12 protein-coding genes and 1 pseudogene are annotated in these 14780 nt (G+C 68.8%); all 13 read left to right on the forward strand.

Features of this window, described 5'->3' with window-relative positions; translation table 11 throughout:
- The first annotated feature begins 9 nt into the window (after positions 1–9).
- Entirely contained in the window at positions 10–813 is an 804-nt protein-coding gene (trpA, locus tag FIU83_RS06895; protein ID WP_152485282.1) for a tryptophan synthase subunit alpha, read from the forward strand.
- Between the two features lie 73 nt (positions 814–886).
- Complete coding sequence (gene accD / locus FIU83_RS06900) at positions 887–1903, forward strand: acetyl-CoA carboxylase, carboxyltransferase subunit beta (RefSeq protein ID WP_152483368.1); 1017 nt, start codon at positions 887–889, stop codon at positions 1901–1903.
- 8 nt (positions 1904–1911) lie between these two features.
- Positions 1912–3303 (forward strand): bifunctional tetrahydrofolate synthase/dihydrofolate synthase, encoded by a 1392-nt coding sequence (gene folC / locus FIU83_RS06905; RefSeq protein ID WP_152483369.1) that lies wholly within the window; start codon positions 1912–1914, stop codon positions 3301–3303.
- Positions 3300–3971, forward strand: a complete 672-nt coding sequence (locus FIU83_RS06910) for an SPOR domain-containing protein (RefSeq protein WP_152483370.1) — start codon at positions 3300–3302, stop codon at positions 3969–3971. The genes folC and FIU83_RS06910 overlap by 4 nt, the downstream gene beginning before the upstream one ends.
- Positions 3968–4552 carry a CvpA family protein gene (locus tag FIU83_RS06915; RefSeq protein WP_152483371.1) on the forward strand — a complete coding sequence of 195 codons (585 nt, stop codon included), beginning with the start codon at positions 3968–3970 and terminating at the stop codon, positions 4550–4552. The genes FIU83_RS06910 and FIU83_RS06915 overlap by 4 nt, the downstream gene beginning before the upstream one ends.
- Positions 4553–4638: 86 nt before the next feature.
- Complete coding sequence (gene purF / locus FIU83_RS06920; protein WP_152483372.1) at positions 4639–6159, forward strand: amidophosphoribosyltransferase; 1521 nt, start codon at positions 4639–4641, stop codon at positions 6157–6159.
- A gap of 10 nt (positions 6160–6169) precedes the next feature.
- A complete protein-coding gene (locus FIU83_RS06925) occupies positions 6170–7366 on the forward strand; it encodes an O-succinylhomoserine sulfhydrylase (RefSeq protein ID WP_152483373.1) in 1197 nt (398 codons plus the stop codon).
- A 354-nt stretch (positions 7367–7720) separates the two neighbouring features.
- A pseudogene (locus FIU83_RS06930) lies at positions 7721–8411 on the forward strand (type 1 glutamine amidotransferase domain-containing protein).
- A gap of 174 nt (positions 8412–8585) precedes the next feature.
- Positions 8586–9140: a cytochrome b gene (locus tag FIU83_RS06935; protein ID WP_152483374.1), complete on the forward strand. Its 555-nt coding sequence runs from the start codon at positions 8586–8588 to the stop codon at positions 9138–9140.
- A gap of 37 nt (positions 9141–9177) precedes the next feature.
- The gene (locus FIU83_RS06940) at positions 9178–9762 is read left to right on the forward strand and encodes a YceI family protein (protein ID WP_152483375.1); all 585 of its coding nucleotides are present in this window, start codon (positions 9178–9180) and stop codon (positions 9760–9762) included.
- A 305-nt stretch (positions 9763–10067) separates the two neighbouring features.
- Positions 10068–11894 (forward strand): bifunctional diguanylate cyclase/phosphodiesterase, encoded by a 1827-nt coding sequence (locus FIU83_RS06945; protein WP_152483376.1) that lies wholly within the window; start codon positions 10068–10070, stop codon positions 11892–11894.
- Between the two features lie 117 nt (positions 11895–12011).
- Positions 12012–13292, forward strand: coding sequence for an MATE family efflux transporter (locus FIU83_RS06950; protein ID WP_152485283.1), 1281 nt, complete (start codon positions 12012–12014; stop codon positions 13290–13292).
- A gap of 171 nt (positions 13293–13463) precedes the next feature.
- Entirely contained in the window at positions 13464–14723 is a 1260-nt protein-coding gene (locus FIU83_RS06955) for a D-amino acid dehydrogenase (RefSeq protein ID WP_152483377.1), read from the forward strand.
- Positions 14724–14780: the final 57 nt, after the last annotated feature.

Raw genomic sequence — 14780 nt, forward strand, 5'->3', positions numbered from 1 at the left:
GCCCACACCATGAATCGTATCGACCAACGCTTCGCGGCGCTCAAGGCCGAGGGCCGGCGCGCGCTGATTCCCTACATCACCGCCGGCGATCCGGCGCCCCAGTATACCGTCGGCTTCATGCACGCCCTGGTGGCGGCCGGCGCCGACGTCATCGAACTCGGCGTGCCGTTCTCGGACCCCATGGCCGACGGGCCGGTGATCCAGAAGGCCTGCGAGCGAGCCCTCAAGAAGGGCGTGCGGCTCAGCCACCTCTTCGAGATGGTCAGCGAGTTTCGCCGCACCGACGCCGAGACGCCCGTCGTGCTGATGGGCTACCTCAACCCGGTGGAGCGCCTCGGCCTCGAGGCCTTCGCCGACCAGGCCGCCGCCGCCGGCGTCGACGGCGTGCTGATCGTCGACATGCCGCCGGAGGAGGCCGACGAGGTCGGACCGCTGCTCAAGGCGCGCGGCCTGGCGTCGATCTTCCTGGTCGCCCCTACCACTTCGCGTGCCCGGGCCGCTACAATATGCGCCCACGGCGAGGGCTACCTCTACTATGTTTCGCTGAAGGGCGTGACCGGCTCGGCGACCCTCAATGCCGACGACGTGGCCGAGCATCTGGCGCCGCTGCGTGAGATGACCGATCTGCCGCTGTGCGTGGGCTTCGGCATCCGCGATGGCGCCTCGGCCGCCGAGGTGGGCAAGGTGGCCGACGGCGTGATCGTCGGCTCGGCGCTGGTCAACCGCATCGCCGAGAACGCCGAGCAACCCGAGGCGATCCCTGCCGCCCTCGAGGCGGTCCTGGAAGAGATGCGCCAGGCGCTGGACGCCTGATCCTCCTCGCCAACGAATCGACCCTGCTCCCGGCGCCGTCGGGGGCATCAGCCTATACGGAAGTGTTTCTGACATGAGCTGGCTAGACAAGATCGTGCCCTCGGTGGGCCGCATCCAGCGCAAGGATCGTCGCGCGAGTGTCCCCGACGGCCTGTGGCGCAAGTGCCCCAAGTGCGAAGCGGTGCTCTATCTCCCCGAGCTGGAAAAACACCATAGCGTCTGCCCCAAGTGCGACCATCACCTGCGCCTGACCGCGCGCAAGCGCCTCGACTGGTTCCTGGACAAGGAGGGCCGCGAGGAGATCGCGGCCCAGCTCGAGCCGATCGATCGCCTCAAGTTCCGCGACTCCAAGAAGTACCGGGATCGCCTGGTGGCGGCGCAGAAGGCCACCGGCGAGAACGATGCGCTGGTCGCCATGCGTGGCTCCCTGGAGGGCCTGCCCGTGGTCGCGGTCGCCTTCGAGTTCACCTTCATGGGCGGCTCCATGGGTGCCGTGGTGGGGGAGAAGTTCGTGCGCGCCGCCACCGTCGCCCTCGACGAGGGCATCCCGCTGGTCTGCTTCGCGGCCTCGGGCGGGGCGCGCATGCAGGAGGCGCTCTTCTCGCTGATGCAGATGGCCAAGACCTCGGCGGCCCTGGAGAAGCTCAAGCAGGCCGGCGTGCCCTACATCTCGGTGCTTACCGATCCGGTGTTCGGCGGCGTCACGGCGTCCCTGGCGATGCTGGGCGATCTCAACGTGGCCGAACCCAACGCGCTGATCGGCTTCGCCGGGCCGCGGGTCATCGAGCAGACCGTGCGCGAGAAGCTCCCCGAGGGCTTCCAGCGCAGCGAGTTCCTGCTCGAGCACGGCACCGTGGACATGATCGTCCATCGTGCCGAGATCCGCTCGCGCCTCGGTGGCGTGCTGCGCAAGCTGACCCACCAGCCGCTGGTCGGCGAGGCGCCGGTCGCCGATGAGCCGGACCTGGTGCAGGTGGCCGAACAGGCCGAGCAGGAGGAGCTGCCGGCCGCGGCACCCGCCGAGGGTGAACCGCAGGACGCCGCAAGCGACGCCGAGCCGAACGCAGAGCGTTCCGACGCGGCGCGCTGACCCAGCCCATGAGCGAAGATGCCCTGCCCACGACGCTTCCTGCCTGGCTGGCCCGGCTGGAAGCGGCTCACCCGGTCGGTATCGACCTCGGCCTCGAACGCGTGGCCGAGGTCGCACGCCGCCTGGGGCTTCTCGAGGCGTCGCCGGCGGCGCGGGTCATCACCGTCGCCGGCACCAACGGCAAGGGGTCGACCGTGGCCATGCTCGAGGCCCTGGCTCGGGCCCACGGCCTCTCCACGGCGACCTACACCTCGCCCCACCTGCTGCGCTACAACGAGCGCCTCCGGCTCGACGGACGGCAGGCCGATGACGCCACCCTGATCGCCGGTTTCGAGGCGGTCGAGGCGGCGCGGCTCGACGGCGAGCCGATCAGCCTGACCTACTTCGAGATGGGCACCCTCGGGGCGCTATGGGCGATCGCCCGCCAGCGTCCGGCGCTGGCGATCCTCGAGGTAGGACTGGGTGGCCGCCTGGATGCCGTCAACGTCATCGATCCCGACGTCGCGGTGATCACCACCGTGGCCCAGGACCATGCCGCCTTCCTGGGCACCGACCTCGAGGGCATCGGCCGCGAGAAGGCCGGCATCCTGCGCCCCGGCCGACCCGCGGTGCTGGGCAGCACGACCCTGCCGGCGAGCGTACGCCGGGTGGCCCGCGAGCGCGGGGCCGACGTCTACGCCCTGGGCGAGGCCTTCCAGCGTGACAGCGATGGCGAGACCTGGCGCTTTTGGGGTCAGACCCCTAAGGAATCCTTGGGGTCAGACCCCAATGGATACTTAGACAGCAAGGGATGCATCGGTGCGGATGGTCGCATCGCGCTCGCCGAGCTGCCCGACCCGGGGCTGCCGCTGGACAATGCCGCCAGCGCGCTGCAGGCCCTGGCGCTCGCCGGGGTATCGCTGGAGGCGGCGGCCTGCCGCCAGGCGCTGGCGAGCGTGCGGCTGCCCGGGCGCATGCAGTGGCTCGGCCCCTGGTGCCTGGATGTCGGCCACAACCCCCACGCCGCCGCCTACGTGGCCGACCGGCTCGCGGCACGCCCCTGCGCCGGGCGCACCATCGCCCTGATCGGCATGCTCGCCGACAAGGATGCCGATGGAGTGATCGCCGCCCTGGCGCCGTCGGTGGATGCCTGGGTGCCGGCGAGCCTCGAGGGGGAGCGGGCGCGCACGGCCGATGACCTGGCCGAGCGCCTGGCCCGCCACGGCGCCACGGTCTGGCACCGCGGCACGTCGCCGGCCGAGGCCGCCGACTGGCTGAGCGCGCGCCTCGCGCCCGAGGATCGCGTGCTGGTCTGCGGCTCCTTCTTCACCGTTGCCGCCGTGCTGGCCTGGCATCAGGCCGATGGCCCGAGCGCGGCGGCGACGGCCGAGCGGGCCACGCGCAGCGAGGAAGCGAGATGAAGTACGGAATGCGAGAGCGCCTGAGCGGGGCCGTGATCCTGATCGCCCTGGCGGTAATCTTCCTGCCCATGCTCTTCGAGGATCCGGCGCCGCGCGGCGAGCGGCCCCAGCCGGTGATGACCATCGAGCAGCCGGTCGAGGTCTCGCGCCGCGAGCTGCCGGACCCGCAGCCTCCGGAGAGCCTCGATCGTGGGGCCGGGGACGAGGCCGCCCCCGAGCCTGCCTCCGCGGCCACCGCCGCATCGCAGGCGACGCCGGAGGACACGCCGACGCCCGAACCCGCGTCTGAACCGGCGCCCGAGCCGGCCGCGACGTCGCCCGAGCCCGCCGACGCGCCGGCCGAAGATCCCATCGCCGAGCTGGCCCGCGCCGCCGACGAGCGCCTGGCGAGCCAGCCCCAGGCGTCCGGCACGCCGGTCGAGGCCGCGCCCGCCGGGGAGTGGGCCGTGCAGGTGGGCAGCTTCGGCGAGGCCGCCAACGCCGAGCGCCTCGAGGCGAAGCTCACCAAGCAGGGCCTGCCCGTCTATCGCCGCGCCCGCGACAACGGCCTGACCACCGTCTACGTCGGTCCCTTCGCCTCCTCCCGGGAGGGCGAACGGGTGATGGGTGAGCTCAAGGCCCGGGACAATCTCCAGGGCCTGCTGGTGCGCGTGGACAGCGGTTCATGACACTGACCTGGATCGACTGGATCTTCGTGGCGGTGCTGGTGGTGACCGGGCTTGCCGGCTTCATGCGCGGCCTGGTCCGCGAGGCCCTGGGACTCGCCGCCTGGATCCTCGCGCTGCTGGCGGCCCGCTTGCTGGCCCCGCCGGTGGCGGACCTGCTCGCCGGCGTCATCGACAGCGCGGATGGTCGTCTGGTGCTGGCCTTCGTGCTGGTGATCTTTGCGGTGATCCTGCTCTGCGGCCTGATCATCCGCATGGTGCATGCCGCCGTGGAGTGGGTGGGCATGGGCCTGTTCAACCGGGTGACCGGCACCGCCTTCGGCCTGGCCAAGGGCACGGCGATCCTGGTCCTGGTGACCGTCCTGCTGAGCCTGACGCCGCTGGTGCAGCTCCAGGCCTGGCAGGAGGCGACGCTGCGCCCGACCTTCGAGCGTCTCCAGACCTGGGCGGTGAGCCAACTGGCGGCCTGGGAGGGACGCCTGCCCGAGGCGTCCTCGCTGCGGGAGCTCTCCCTGCCCCAGGCGACGCCGGCCACGTCCGCCGAGGCCGAACCGGACGACGCCGATGAGGCGACGCCCCCCTGACACCTGACGCAGGGACGGCGCCACCCGCCGTCCCGACCCTTCACAGCAAGCCCGGACATCAGGTCCGGCAAGAGAGGTAAGGTAGAATGTGCGGTATCGTGGGCCTGATGGCCAAGCAGGCGGTGAATCAGGGCATCTATGACGCCCTGACCGTGCTCCAGCACCGCGGACAGGATGCCGCCGGCATGATGACCTGGGACGATGGCCGGTTCCTGTTGCGCAAGAGCAACGGCCTGGTGCGGGACGTCTTCCATACCCGCCACATGGCCCGCCTCAAGGGCAACCTGGGCATCGGTCACGTGCGCTATCCCACCGCCGGCTCCTCCAGCGAAGCGGAGTCGCAGCCGTTCTACGTCAACTCCCCCTACGGCATCACCCTGGCGCACAACGGCAACCTGACCAACTCCGACCAGCTCAAGCAGGAGCTGTTCTCCTCGGACCTGCGCCACATCAATACCAGTTCCGACTCCGAGGTGCTGCTCAACGTCTTCGCCCACGAGCTCGGCAAGCAGGGACTGCACCTGGCGCCGGGCGACATCTTCGACGCGGTGCGCCGCGTGCATCGTCGCTGCCGGGGCGGCTATGCCGCGGTGGCGATCATCAACGGGGTCGGCATGGTCGCCTTCCGCGACCCCTATGGCATCCGTCCGGTGGTCTTCGGCACCCGCGACGAGGGCGAGGGGCAGGAGGTGATGATCGCCTCGGAGTCCGTGGCCCTGGACGTCGGCGGCTTCGAGCTGCATCGCGACCTGGCCCCGGGCGAGGCGATCTTCGTCGACATGACCGGTGCCATCCACACCCAGCAGTGTGCCGACACCCCGCGGCTCGCCTCCTGCATCTTCGAGCACGTCTACCTGGCGCGCCCGGACTCCATCCTCGACGGCGCCTACGTCTACGGCACCCGCATGCAGATGGGGCGCAAGCTCGGCGACCGCATCCAGAGCGAGTGGCCCGAGCACGACATCGACGTGGTGATCCCGATCCCCGACACCTCGCGGACCTCGGCGCTGGAGCTCGCCCAGCACCTCGGCGTGACCTACCGCGAGGGCTTCATGAAGAACCGCTATATCGGGCGGACCTTCATCATGCCCGGCCAGACCCAGCGCAAGAAGTCGGTGCGCCAGAAGCTCAACGCCATCGGCGTCGAGTTCCAGGGCAAGAACGTGCTGCTGGTGGACGACTCCATCGTGCGCGGCACCACCTGCAAGCAGATCATCCAGATGGCGCGCGAGGCCGGCGCTCGCAAGGTCTACTTCGCCTCCGCCGCGCCGCCGGTGCGCTATCCCAATGTCTACGGCATCGACATGCCGGCGGCGGGCGAGCTGATCGCCCACGGGCGCAGCGAGGCCGAGGTGGGCGAGCTGATCGGGGCCGACCGGATCTTCTATCAGGACCTCGATGACCTGAAGGCCGCCTGTCGCGAGGTGAACCCGGACCTCGAACACTTCGACTGCTCGGTGTTCGATGGCCACTACGTGACCGGTGACATCGACGATGGCTACCTGGCGGCGCTCGAGGCCTCGCGCAGCGACGATGCCAAGGAGCTCAGCGCCGGCGACCATGCGCTGGTGGGGATGCACAACCAGGAAGATGACATCGACGACTGAGGGGCCCGTCATGCAGCAAGACCAGACATCCGCGCCGGAGTGGGAGTTCGAGACCCTGGCCATCCGCGCCGGGCACCGGCGCACCCACGAGCAGGAGCACAGCGAGCCGATCTTCCCGACCTCGAGCTTCGTCTACGGCAGTGCCGCGGAAGCAGCGGCCAAGTTCGGGGGGGAGGAGCCGGGCAACATCTACTCGCGCTTCACCAATCCCACCGTGCGCACCTTCGAGCAGCGTCTGGCGGCCATGGAGGGCGGCGAGCGCTGCGTGGCCACCAGTTCCGGCATGGCGGCGATCATGGCCACGGCGCTGGCGCTGCTCTCCGCGGGCGACGAGATCGTGGCCTCGCGGTCGCTGTTCGGCTCCACGGTCAGCCTGTTCGACAAGTATCTGGGCAAGTTCGGCATCACCACCCGCTACGTGGAGCTGTCGAACCTCGAGGAGTGGGAGGCGGCCGTCGGCCCGTCGACCCGGCTGCTGTTCGCCGAGACGCCCTCGAACCCGCTCTCCGAGGTGGTGGACATCGCGGCCCTGGCCGAGATCGCTCACCGCCAGGGGGCCTGGCTCGCCATCGACAACTGCTTCCTGACGCCGGCACTGCAGCGGCCGCTCGCGCTGGGGGCGGACCTCGTGATCCACTCCGCCACCAAGTACCTGGATGGCCAGGGCAGGGCGGTCGGCGGGGCCGTGGTCGGTCGCGACAAGGAGCTCGAGGAGGTGTTCGGGGTGGTGCGCACCTGCGGGCCCTGCCTGAGCCCCTTCAACGCCTGGGTCTTCACCAAGGGCCTCGAGACCCTGAACCTGCGCATGCGCGCCCACTGCGAGAACGCCGGGCGGCTGGCCGAATGGCTGGAGGGCCATCCGGCCGTGGCGAGGGTCCACTATAGCGGCCTGGCGAGCCACTCCCAGCACGAGCTCGCTGGCCGTCAGCAGCGAGGCTACGGCGCGGTGGTCGGCGTCGAGGTGAAGGGCGGCCGCGAGGCGGCCTGGTCGGTGATCGATGCCACGCGCATGGTCTCGATCACCGGAAACCTTGGCGACGTCAAGACCACCATCACCCACCCCGCGACCACCACCCACGGTCGCCTCTCCGACGACCAGAAGGCCGCGGCCGGGATCAGCGAGGGCCTGATCCGCCTGGCGGTGGGGCTGGAAGCGCTGGAGGACATCCGCGACGACCTGGCCCGTGGGCTCGACGCCCTGGTCTGACGCCCCTCGTCCCGGAAGCATCGCGCGCCTGTCCCTCGTGGCAGGCGCTTTTTTTGGTCCATCGCATTTTGGCGTGAAGCCGTTTGGCAAGAAATGAGGTAGGCAGCTTTCCTGTGGGAGCGATGCTTGCATCGCGAAAGAAGGCCGAAGGCCTTCCCGGCTCCAGGCACAAACCCCGGGGCGCCTATCGGCGCCAATCGCGGTGCAAGCACCACTCCCACAAGGCTTTCTCGCCCCGTTCACGATGATCTGCGAAGAACCCCTTTTTTTGGTTTTTCGTCGTGTCCTTGAACTCCTCGCCCGCGTCTCCATCTCATTTAGGCACGCATGCACCAACGCCCGAGGAGGGCCGCGATGAAGATCCTGATGGTACTGACCTCCCATGACCGCATGGGCGACACCGACCACAAGACCGGCTTCTGGCTCGAGGAGTTCGCCGCGCCCTACTACGTGTTCAAGGATGCCGGCGCCGAGATCACCCTGGCCTCGCCCAAGGGCGGGCTGCCGCCGGTGGACCCCAACTCCCAGGCCGAGGAGGCCCTCACCGAGGAGACCCGGCGCTTCGAGGCGGACGACCAGGCCAAGGCGCAGCTCGCCAGCACGCGCCGGCTCGCCGAGGTCGCGGTCGATGACTTCGACGCCATCTTCTATCCTGGCGGTCACGGCCCGCTGTGGGACCTCACCGGAAATGCCGACTCCCGGCGCCTGATCGAGGCCTTCCTGGCCGCCGAGCGCCCGGTGGCGACCGTCTGTCACGCGCCCACGGTGCTGCTCGACGCTCGAACGCCCGAGGGCGAGCCCCTGGTCAAGGGGCGTCGGGTCACCGGCTTCGCCAACAGCGAGGAGGAGGCGGTGGGGCTCACCGGCGTCGTGCCGCACCTGCTCGAGGATGCCCTCAAGGAGCAGGGGGGGGCATTACGAGCGCAGCCGCGACGACTTCGCGCCCTTCGAGGTCCGTGACGGGCTGCTGGTGACCGGCCAGAACCCGGCCTCCAGCGCCTCCACCGCGAAGCTGCTGCTCGAGGTGCTGGCCGAGCGCCACTGAGCCTCGCCGGCCTCGGACACGCGCCGCCCTTGCCTGCCATGCCGCTCGGCACGCCCCGTCGTGTCGGCGGCATGCGGTTTTATTGAATGCGATGTTCGGGTTTATTCGCGGATGTCGATCCCGCGCTGGGGTATCCTGAGCGCCCAACATCAACGGCAGGGAGGCAGCGAGATCATGTGGAGAAATACCCGTCGCGGCTGGGGGCTGACCAGCATCCTGCTGCACTGGGTCTGTGCCCTGGCCGTCATCGGCCTCTTTGCCCTGGGCTGGTGGATGACCGGGCTCGACTACTACGACCGCTGGTACAACCTCGGCCCCTGGTGGCACCGTTCGGTGGGCATGCTGCTGCTGTTGGCCACCCTGATTCGCCTGGTCTGGCGGGCCGCGCAGCCCACGCCCGAGGCGCAGGGACCGCGCCTGGAGCGCCTGGCCGCCCACCTGGGTCACCTCGGACTCTATGCGTTGATGCTGGTGGTCCTGATCAGTGGCTACCTGATCTCCACTGCCGAAGGGCAGGGGATCCGGGTATTCGACGTCATCGAGGTGCCGGCGCTGATCAGCGATCTGCCGGATCAGGCCACACTGGCCGGCCGGGTCCACTGGTACGGCGCCCTGGCGCTGATGCTGCTGGCCGGGGGCCATGCCCTGGCCGCCCTGAAACACCACTGGGTCGATCGCCATGATGTCCTCATGCGGATGATCGACCCGCGTCGTTCTCGTCGCCCCTGAGGCGATGATCCCCCGAAGCGATCTGCAAGGAGCCGTCATGATCAAGAAGACCGCCATCGCCGCCGCCCTGGCCGCCACCGCCCTGGTGCCGCTGACCCAGGCCCAGGCCGCCGACTATGCCATCGACACCGAGGGCCAGCACGCCTTCATCCAGTTCAAGATCAGTCACCTGGGCTTCTCCTACATCCTCGGCAGCTTCGAGGAGTTCTCCGGCAGCTTCCACTACGACCCGGAGAACCTGGAGGCCTCGGCCGCCAACCTCGAGGTCGACGTGACCAGCCTCACCAGCAACCACGCCGAGCGCGACAAGCACATCAAGAGCGATGACTTCCTGGCGACCGGCGAGTATCCGACCGCGACCTTCACCTCCACCGGCTTCGCGCCCAGTGGCGACAACGAGGGCGTGTTGAGCGGCGAGCTGACGCTGCATGGCGAGACCAACGCGATCGAGATGCCGGTGACCCTGATGGGCGAGGGCGAGGACCCCTGGGGCAACTACCGTGCCGGCTTCGAGGGTTCCACGACCCTGGTCCTCGCGGACTACGGCATCGACATGAGCCAGTTCCCCGAGTCGATGCACGAGCTCGAGCTCTACGTTACCCTCGAGGGCATCCGCCAGTAAGCCGCCCCGGGTCCCTGACCGAGCCGACAATGACACGCCCCCCGGGAGCCTCCCGGGGGGCGTGTCTTTGTAGATGACAGGCGTTGCCGGCACCGAGCCGAGGCCATCCAGGCGGGAAAGGACATGAGACACCTCGGCCTCATGCGACTAAGTTTCTAGAGAAAACGAGGGAGCGAGAGTCGAGACGACGGTGCCATGCCATGTAATATTCGTTTACATTGTAGGGCATAGGGTACGCTGGGTTGGCGTCCACGGCCTTGTGTGTTCAGGGGCCGGTGGTACCCCCAGGCGATGGGAGGGTCGCTATGAGCGGTCGTGATACCCGCATAGGGAAATGGCTGGCCGGTCGCTGGCGGCAGGCAAGGGCCGGATGGTGCGCCTTCTGCGAACGCGCCTCCCGGGACGACGTGGATCGTGTGCGCCGCCAGTACCTGGAGAGCGAGCAGCGCTTTCGGGCGCTGCTCGAGAGCCTTCCTCGTGTCGCCGTGCAGGGCTACGATCGCCATCGTCGGGTGATCTACTGGAACGATGCCAGCCACCGGCTCTACGGCTATGCCCCGGACGAGGCCCAGGGCCGTCTGCTCGAGGACCTGATCATTCCCGCTCCCATGCGAGAGCCCGTGATCCTGGCGCATCGCGCCTGGGTCGAGCAGGGCGTCGAGATCCCCGCCGATGAGCTCGAGCTCCAGCACAAGAGCGGGGAGCCGGTATCGGTGTTCTCGCACCATGTGATGCTCAATGAGCACACCGACGACCCCCTGATGTTCTGCGTCGACGTGGATCTCTCGGATCAGAAGCGCGCCCATCGCGAACTGGAGTTCGCCCAGCGCTTCGATGCCCTGACGCACCTGCCCAATCGCCAAACCTTCGAGTCACAGCTCGATGAGCTCCTGGCTCACTCTCGAAGCCAGGACAGCGTGCTGGCGCTGGTCTACCTGGACATCGACCGTTTCGTCGAGATCAACGACGCCCTCGGCTACGAGCACGGTGATCGCCTGTTGCTCGAGCTGAGCCGTCGCCTGCATCGCATCAAGGGAGGCGTCGACCTGTTGGGGCGCCTCTCCAGCGACGAGTTCATCATCGCCTTCCCGGGCGTGCGTCGCGAGGAGGTCGCGGCGCAGCTGGTACAGAGGGTCCAGCAGGCCCTGCGGGCTCCCTTCGTGATCGACGGAACGCGCCGCCAGGTCACGGCCTGTCTCGGGATCAGCTGCTATCCCGACAACGGCGAAACGGCGCGGGAACTGGTTCATCACGCGGATGTGGCCAAGAATCGGGCCAAGCTCGACGGCCGCGGAAGCGTCTGGTTCTTCGATCAGCGCCTGCACGACGACCTGCTTCACCAGCATCGGCTCGTCGAGCGCCTGGAGCGGGCGCTCGACCGCGACGAGCTCACCCTGCACTATCAGCCCCAGGTGTCGGCAGACAGCGGGGAGATCAAGCATCTCGAGGCACTGCTGCGCTGGCAGCCGGCAGAGGGCGCGTCCATCTCGCCAGCCGAATTCATCCCCCTGGCCGAGCAGTCCGACCTGATCCACCGCCTCGGCGACTGGGTCATGGAGGTCGCGTGCCGCCATCGGGCCCGGTGGCGAGAGGCCGGCCTGCCGCTGGGGCGCATCGATATCAACTTCTCGGGACGGCAGATGAGCCGCCCCGATCTCTTCGCGCGCTTCGAGGCCTGCCTGGCCCGTCACGGCCTGGGGGCGGGGCATATCGGCATCGAGCTGACCGAGCATGTGCTGATCGAGGCCGACAACAGCATCCTCGAGGAGTTGCGCCGGCTTCACCGCCTGGGCTATCACATCGCCATCGATGACTTCGGCACCGGCTACTCGTCGCTGAGCTACCTCAAGCACTTCCCGATCACCGCGCTCAAGATCGACCGCGCCTTCGTTCGAGATGCCCCGGAACTCCCCGATGATCAGGCCATACTGGAGGCCGCGGTCTTCATCGGTCATCGGCTGGGACTCGAGGTGGTGGCCGAGGGGGTCGAGACGCCCGAGCAGCTGGCACTGGTCCAGTCGATGCACTGCGACCTGATTCAGGGATTCCATTTCTTCCGCCCCATGCCCGCCGCACGGATCGAGCGTCTCCTGACCGAGCGGGTCGAGGCACAGGAGGGGAGGCCGGGCTGAGTCCTGTGCCGCCATGGCGTAGAATGCCTGGCCCCGACCGATCCCGGAGTCCGTGTGAATTCCCTCGACGCATCCCGTTCCTCCCTCGGCCTCACCCTGTGGCGCCAGACCTGGCCGATGGCCATCGGCGTGCTGGCGCTGCTCGGCTTCCAGCTGGTGGACAGCGCCTTCATCGCCCGCCTGGGCACGGCGCCGCTGGCCGCCCAGTCCTTCACCTTCCCGCTCTCGTTCCTGGTCATCGGCATCCAGGTGGGCATGGGGATCGCCATCGCCGCGCTGATCTCACGGGCCCTGGGTGCGGGGGAGGCGTCACGCGCCCGCCGGCTGGGCAGCCTGGTGCTGCTGGTCGGCACCGTCACCATCGCGCTGCTGGCGCTGTTGCTGTGGGTCATCCAGGCGCCGGTGTTTGCCCTGCTGGGCGCCGATGCGGCGTCGCGGGCGCTGATTCGCGACTACTGGGGCCCGCAGTTGCTCGCGGCCTGGCTCGGGGCGGTGCTCTACTTTGGCTACAGCCTGTTTCGGGCCCATGGAGATACCTGGCTGCCGGGCAAGATGATGGTGATCACGAGCCTGGTGAACCTGCTGCTCGATCCGCTGCTGATCTTCGGGCTCGGTCCCTGGGCGGGGCTGGGGCTGCCGGGGGCCGCCTGGGCGACAGCGATCGCCTTCGCCGTCGGCCTCGCGTTGCTGGCCCTGCGCCTGCGGGACAAGGCCTGGCTCGCCGCCCAGGGGCTGGTCGCGGAGCTCAAGCGCTCGCTCGTGCCCTTCGTCGGTATCGCCGGCCCGGCGATGATCAGCCAGCTCATGCCGCCGCTGGCCGCGATGCTGGCGATCTCGGTGGTCGCCTCCCTGGGCGAGCCCCAGGTGGCGGCGTGGGGCCTGGCCAGTCGTCTGGAGACGCTGTCGCTGATGGTGGTGCTGGCCATGACGATGTCGTTGCCACCCTGGCTCGGGCGCTGCTACGGGGCGGGGGACTGGGCGCAGGTGCATCGGCTGATGCGCCTGGCGCTCAGGGTGGTGGTGGTCTGGCAGCTGTCGCTGGGGGCCATCATGGCGCTGGCATCGCCGTGGCTCGCGCTGGCACTGTCCGGCAACCCCGAGGTGCAGGACGACCTGGCGATCCTGATCCGCTTCCTGCTGCCGAGCTACGCGGCGCTGGGGGTCTGCATGCTCGTGGTCTCGGCCGGCAATGCCCTGGGCTGGCCGCTGCGGGCCATGCTGATGTCCGGCGCGCGGCTCTTCCTCTTCTACCTGCCGTGCCTGGGGCTGGGCGCCTGGCTCGGTGACCTGGCGGGCCTGGCGATGGGGGCGGCCATCGGCAACCTGCTGGCGGGCCTGGCGGCCTGGCGGCTGCTGAGACGGATCCTGGCGAGCCCGCGCCGCCGGCCCGCTGATTAACCTCAGGATGATCCGCTGAAAATGAGTCGTTAAAGATACGTGTTTGTTGTTAAAAAAAGTAAAAACGTGCTTTAAGGCTAACAAAGGGAAGATATTCGGGCGAATTTACTGTCGTGTTATCCCTATACTGCGTGACTCGTTGATCTCACCACCCGGCAGAAGGGGAAGCGCATGAAGGTTCTGATTCTCGGCAGCGGCGTCGTCGGCGTCACCAGCGCCTATTACCTGGCCCGGCAGGGCCACGAGGTCACGGTGGTGGACCGCCAGCCCTCGCCGGCGATGGAGACCAGCTACGGCAATGCCGGCCAGGTCTCCTTCGGCTTCTCCTCGCCCTGGGCGGCTCCGGGCATTCCCCAGAAGGCCCTCAAGTGGATGTTCCAGGAGCACGCCCCGCTCAAGATCCAGCCCAAGATGGACCCGAGCATGGCGCGCTTCATGACGCAGATGCTGGGCAACTGCACCCCCGAGCGCTACATGGTCAACAAGGAGCGCATGGTGCGCGTGGCCGAGCACAGCCGTGCCTGCATCGATGCCCTGCGTGACGAGACCGGCATCCGCTACGAGGATCGCCAGCGCGGCCTGATGCAGCTGTTCCGTCACGAGAGCCAGGTGGAGGCGGTGGCCAAGGACATGAAGGTCCTGGAGCAGTGTGGCGTACGCCACACGCTGCTGGGCGCCGATGATATCGCCAAGGTCGAGCCGGCGCTCGCGCGGGTGCCGGGCAAGTTCGTCGGCGGGCTGCACCTGCCCGACGACCAGACCGGGGACTGCTACCTCTTCACCAACCGCCTGGCCGACTACTGCCGGGAGCACCTGGGCGTCGAGTTCCGCTTCAACGTCGAGATCCAGCGCCTCAAGCGCAGCGCCGGGCGCATCGAGAGCGTGCTGACCAGCGAAGGCGAGCTGACCGCCGATGCCTACGTGGTCTGCCTGGGCAGCTATTCGCCGTTCCTGGTGAAGGACATGGACATTCGGCTGCCGATCTACCCGGTCAAGGGCTACAGCCTGACCGTGCCGGTCACCGACGACGGCGGTGCCCCGCAGTCCACGGTGATGGACGAGACCTTCAAGGTGGCGATCTCGCGTTTCGATGACCGCATCCGGGTGGGCGGCACCGCCGAACTCGCGTCCTTCGACCTGAGCCTGCTGGAGAAGCGCCGCGCCACCATCGCCATGGTGGTGCGTGACGTCTTCCCCGAGGGCGGCGACGTGAGCCGCGCCGAGTTCTGGACCGGCCTGCGCCCCATGACTCCGGACTCCACCCCGATCATCGGTGCGACCCGGGTCGACAACCTGTGGCTCAACACCGGCCACGGCACCCTGGGCTGGACCATGAGCTGCGGCAGCGCCCAGCTGCTGGCCGACCTGATGAGCGGCAAGTCGCCGGCCATCGATCCTGCCGGCCTGGACGTCTCGCGCTACGCGGCGTGATCGTCCCGCCGTAACGCACGACGCCCGGGCCAATGGCCCGGGCGTCGTCGCTTGGGG

This window comes from Halomonas sp. THAF5a, assembly GCF_009363755.1.
Lineage (GTDB): Bacteria > Pseudomonadota > Gammaproteobacteria > Pseudomonadales > Halomonadaceae > Halomonas.

Coding starts and splice junctions, on each gene's coding strand:
- folC (WP_152483369.1), top strand. CDS start 1,912: ATGAGCGAAGATGCCCTGCCCACGACGCTTCCTGCCTGGCTGGCCCGG.
- FIU83_RS06925 (WP_152483373.1), top strand. CDS start 6,170: ATGCAGCAAGACCAGACATCCGCGCCGGAGTGGGAGTTCGAGACCCTG.
- FIU83_RS06945 (WP_152483376.1), top strand. CDS start 10,068: ATGAGCGGTCGTGATACCCGCATAGGGAAATGGCTGGCCGGTCGCTGG.
- accD (WP_152483368.1), top strand. CDS start 887: ATGAGCTGGCTAGACAAGATCGTGCCCTCGGTGGGCCGCATCCAGCGC.
- FIU83_RS06955 (WP_152483377.1), top strand. CDS start 13,464: ATGAAGGTTCTGATTCTCGGCAGCGGCGTCGTCGGCGTCACCAGCGCC.
- FIU83_RS06910 (WP_152483370.1), top strand. CDS start 3,300: ATGAAGTACGGAATGCGAGAGCGCCTGAGCGGGGCCGTGATCCTGATC.
- FIU83_RS06935 (WP_152483374.1), top strand. CDS start 8,586: ATGTGGAGAAATACCCGTCGCGGCTGGGGGCTGACCAGCATCCTGCTG.
- FIU83_RS06940 (WP_152483375.1), top strand. CDS start 9,178: ATGATCAAGAAGACCGCCATCGCCGCCGCCCTGGCCGCCACCGCCCTG.
- FIU83_RS06950 (WP_152485283.1), top strand. CDS start 12,012: ATGGCCATCGGCGTGCTGGCGCTGCTCGGCTTCCAGCTGGTGGACAGC.
- trpA (WP_152485282.1), top strand. CDS start 10: ATGAATCGTATCGACCAACGCTTCGCGGCGCTCAAGGCCGAGGGCCGG.
- FIU83_RS06915 (WP_152483371.1), top strand. CDS start 3,968: ATGACACTGACCTGGATCGACTGGATCTTCGTGGCGGTGCTGGTGGTG.
- purF (WP_152483372.1), top strand. CDS start 4,639: ATGTGCGGTATCGTGGGCCTGATGGCCAAGCAGGCGGTGAATCAGGGC.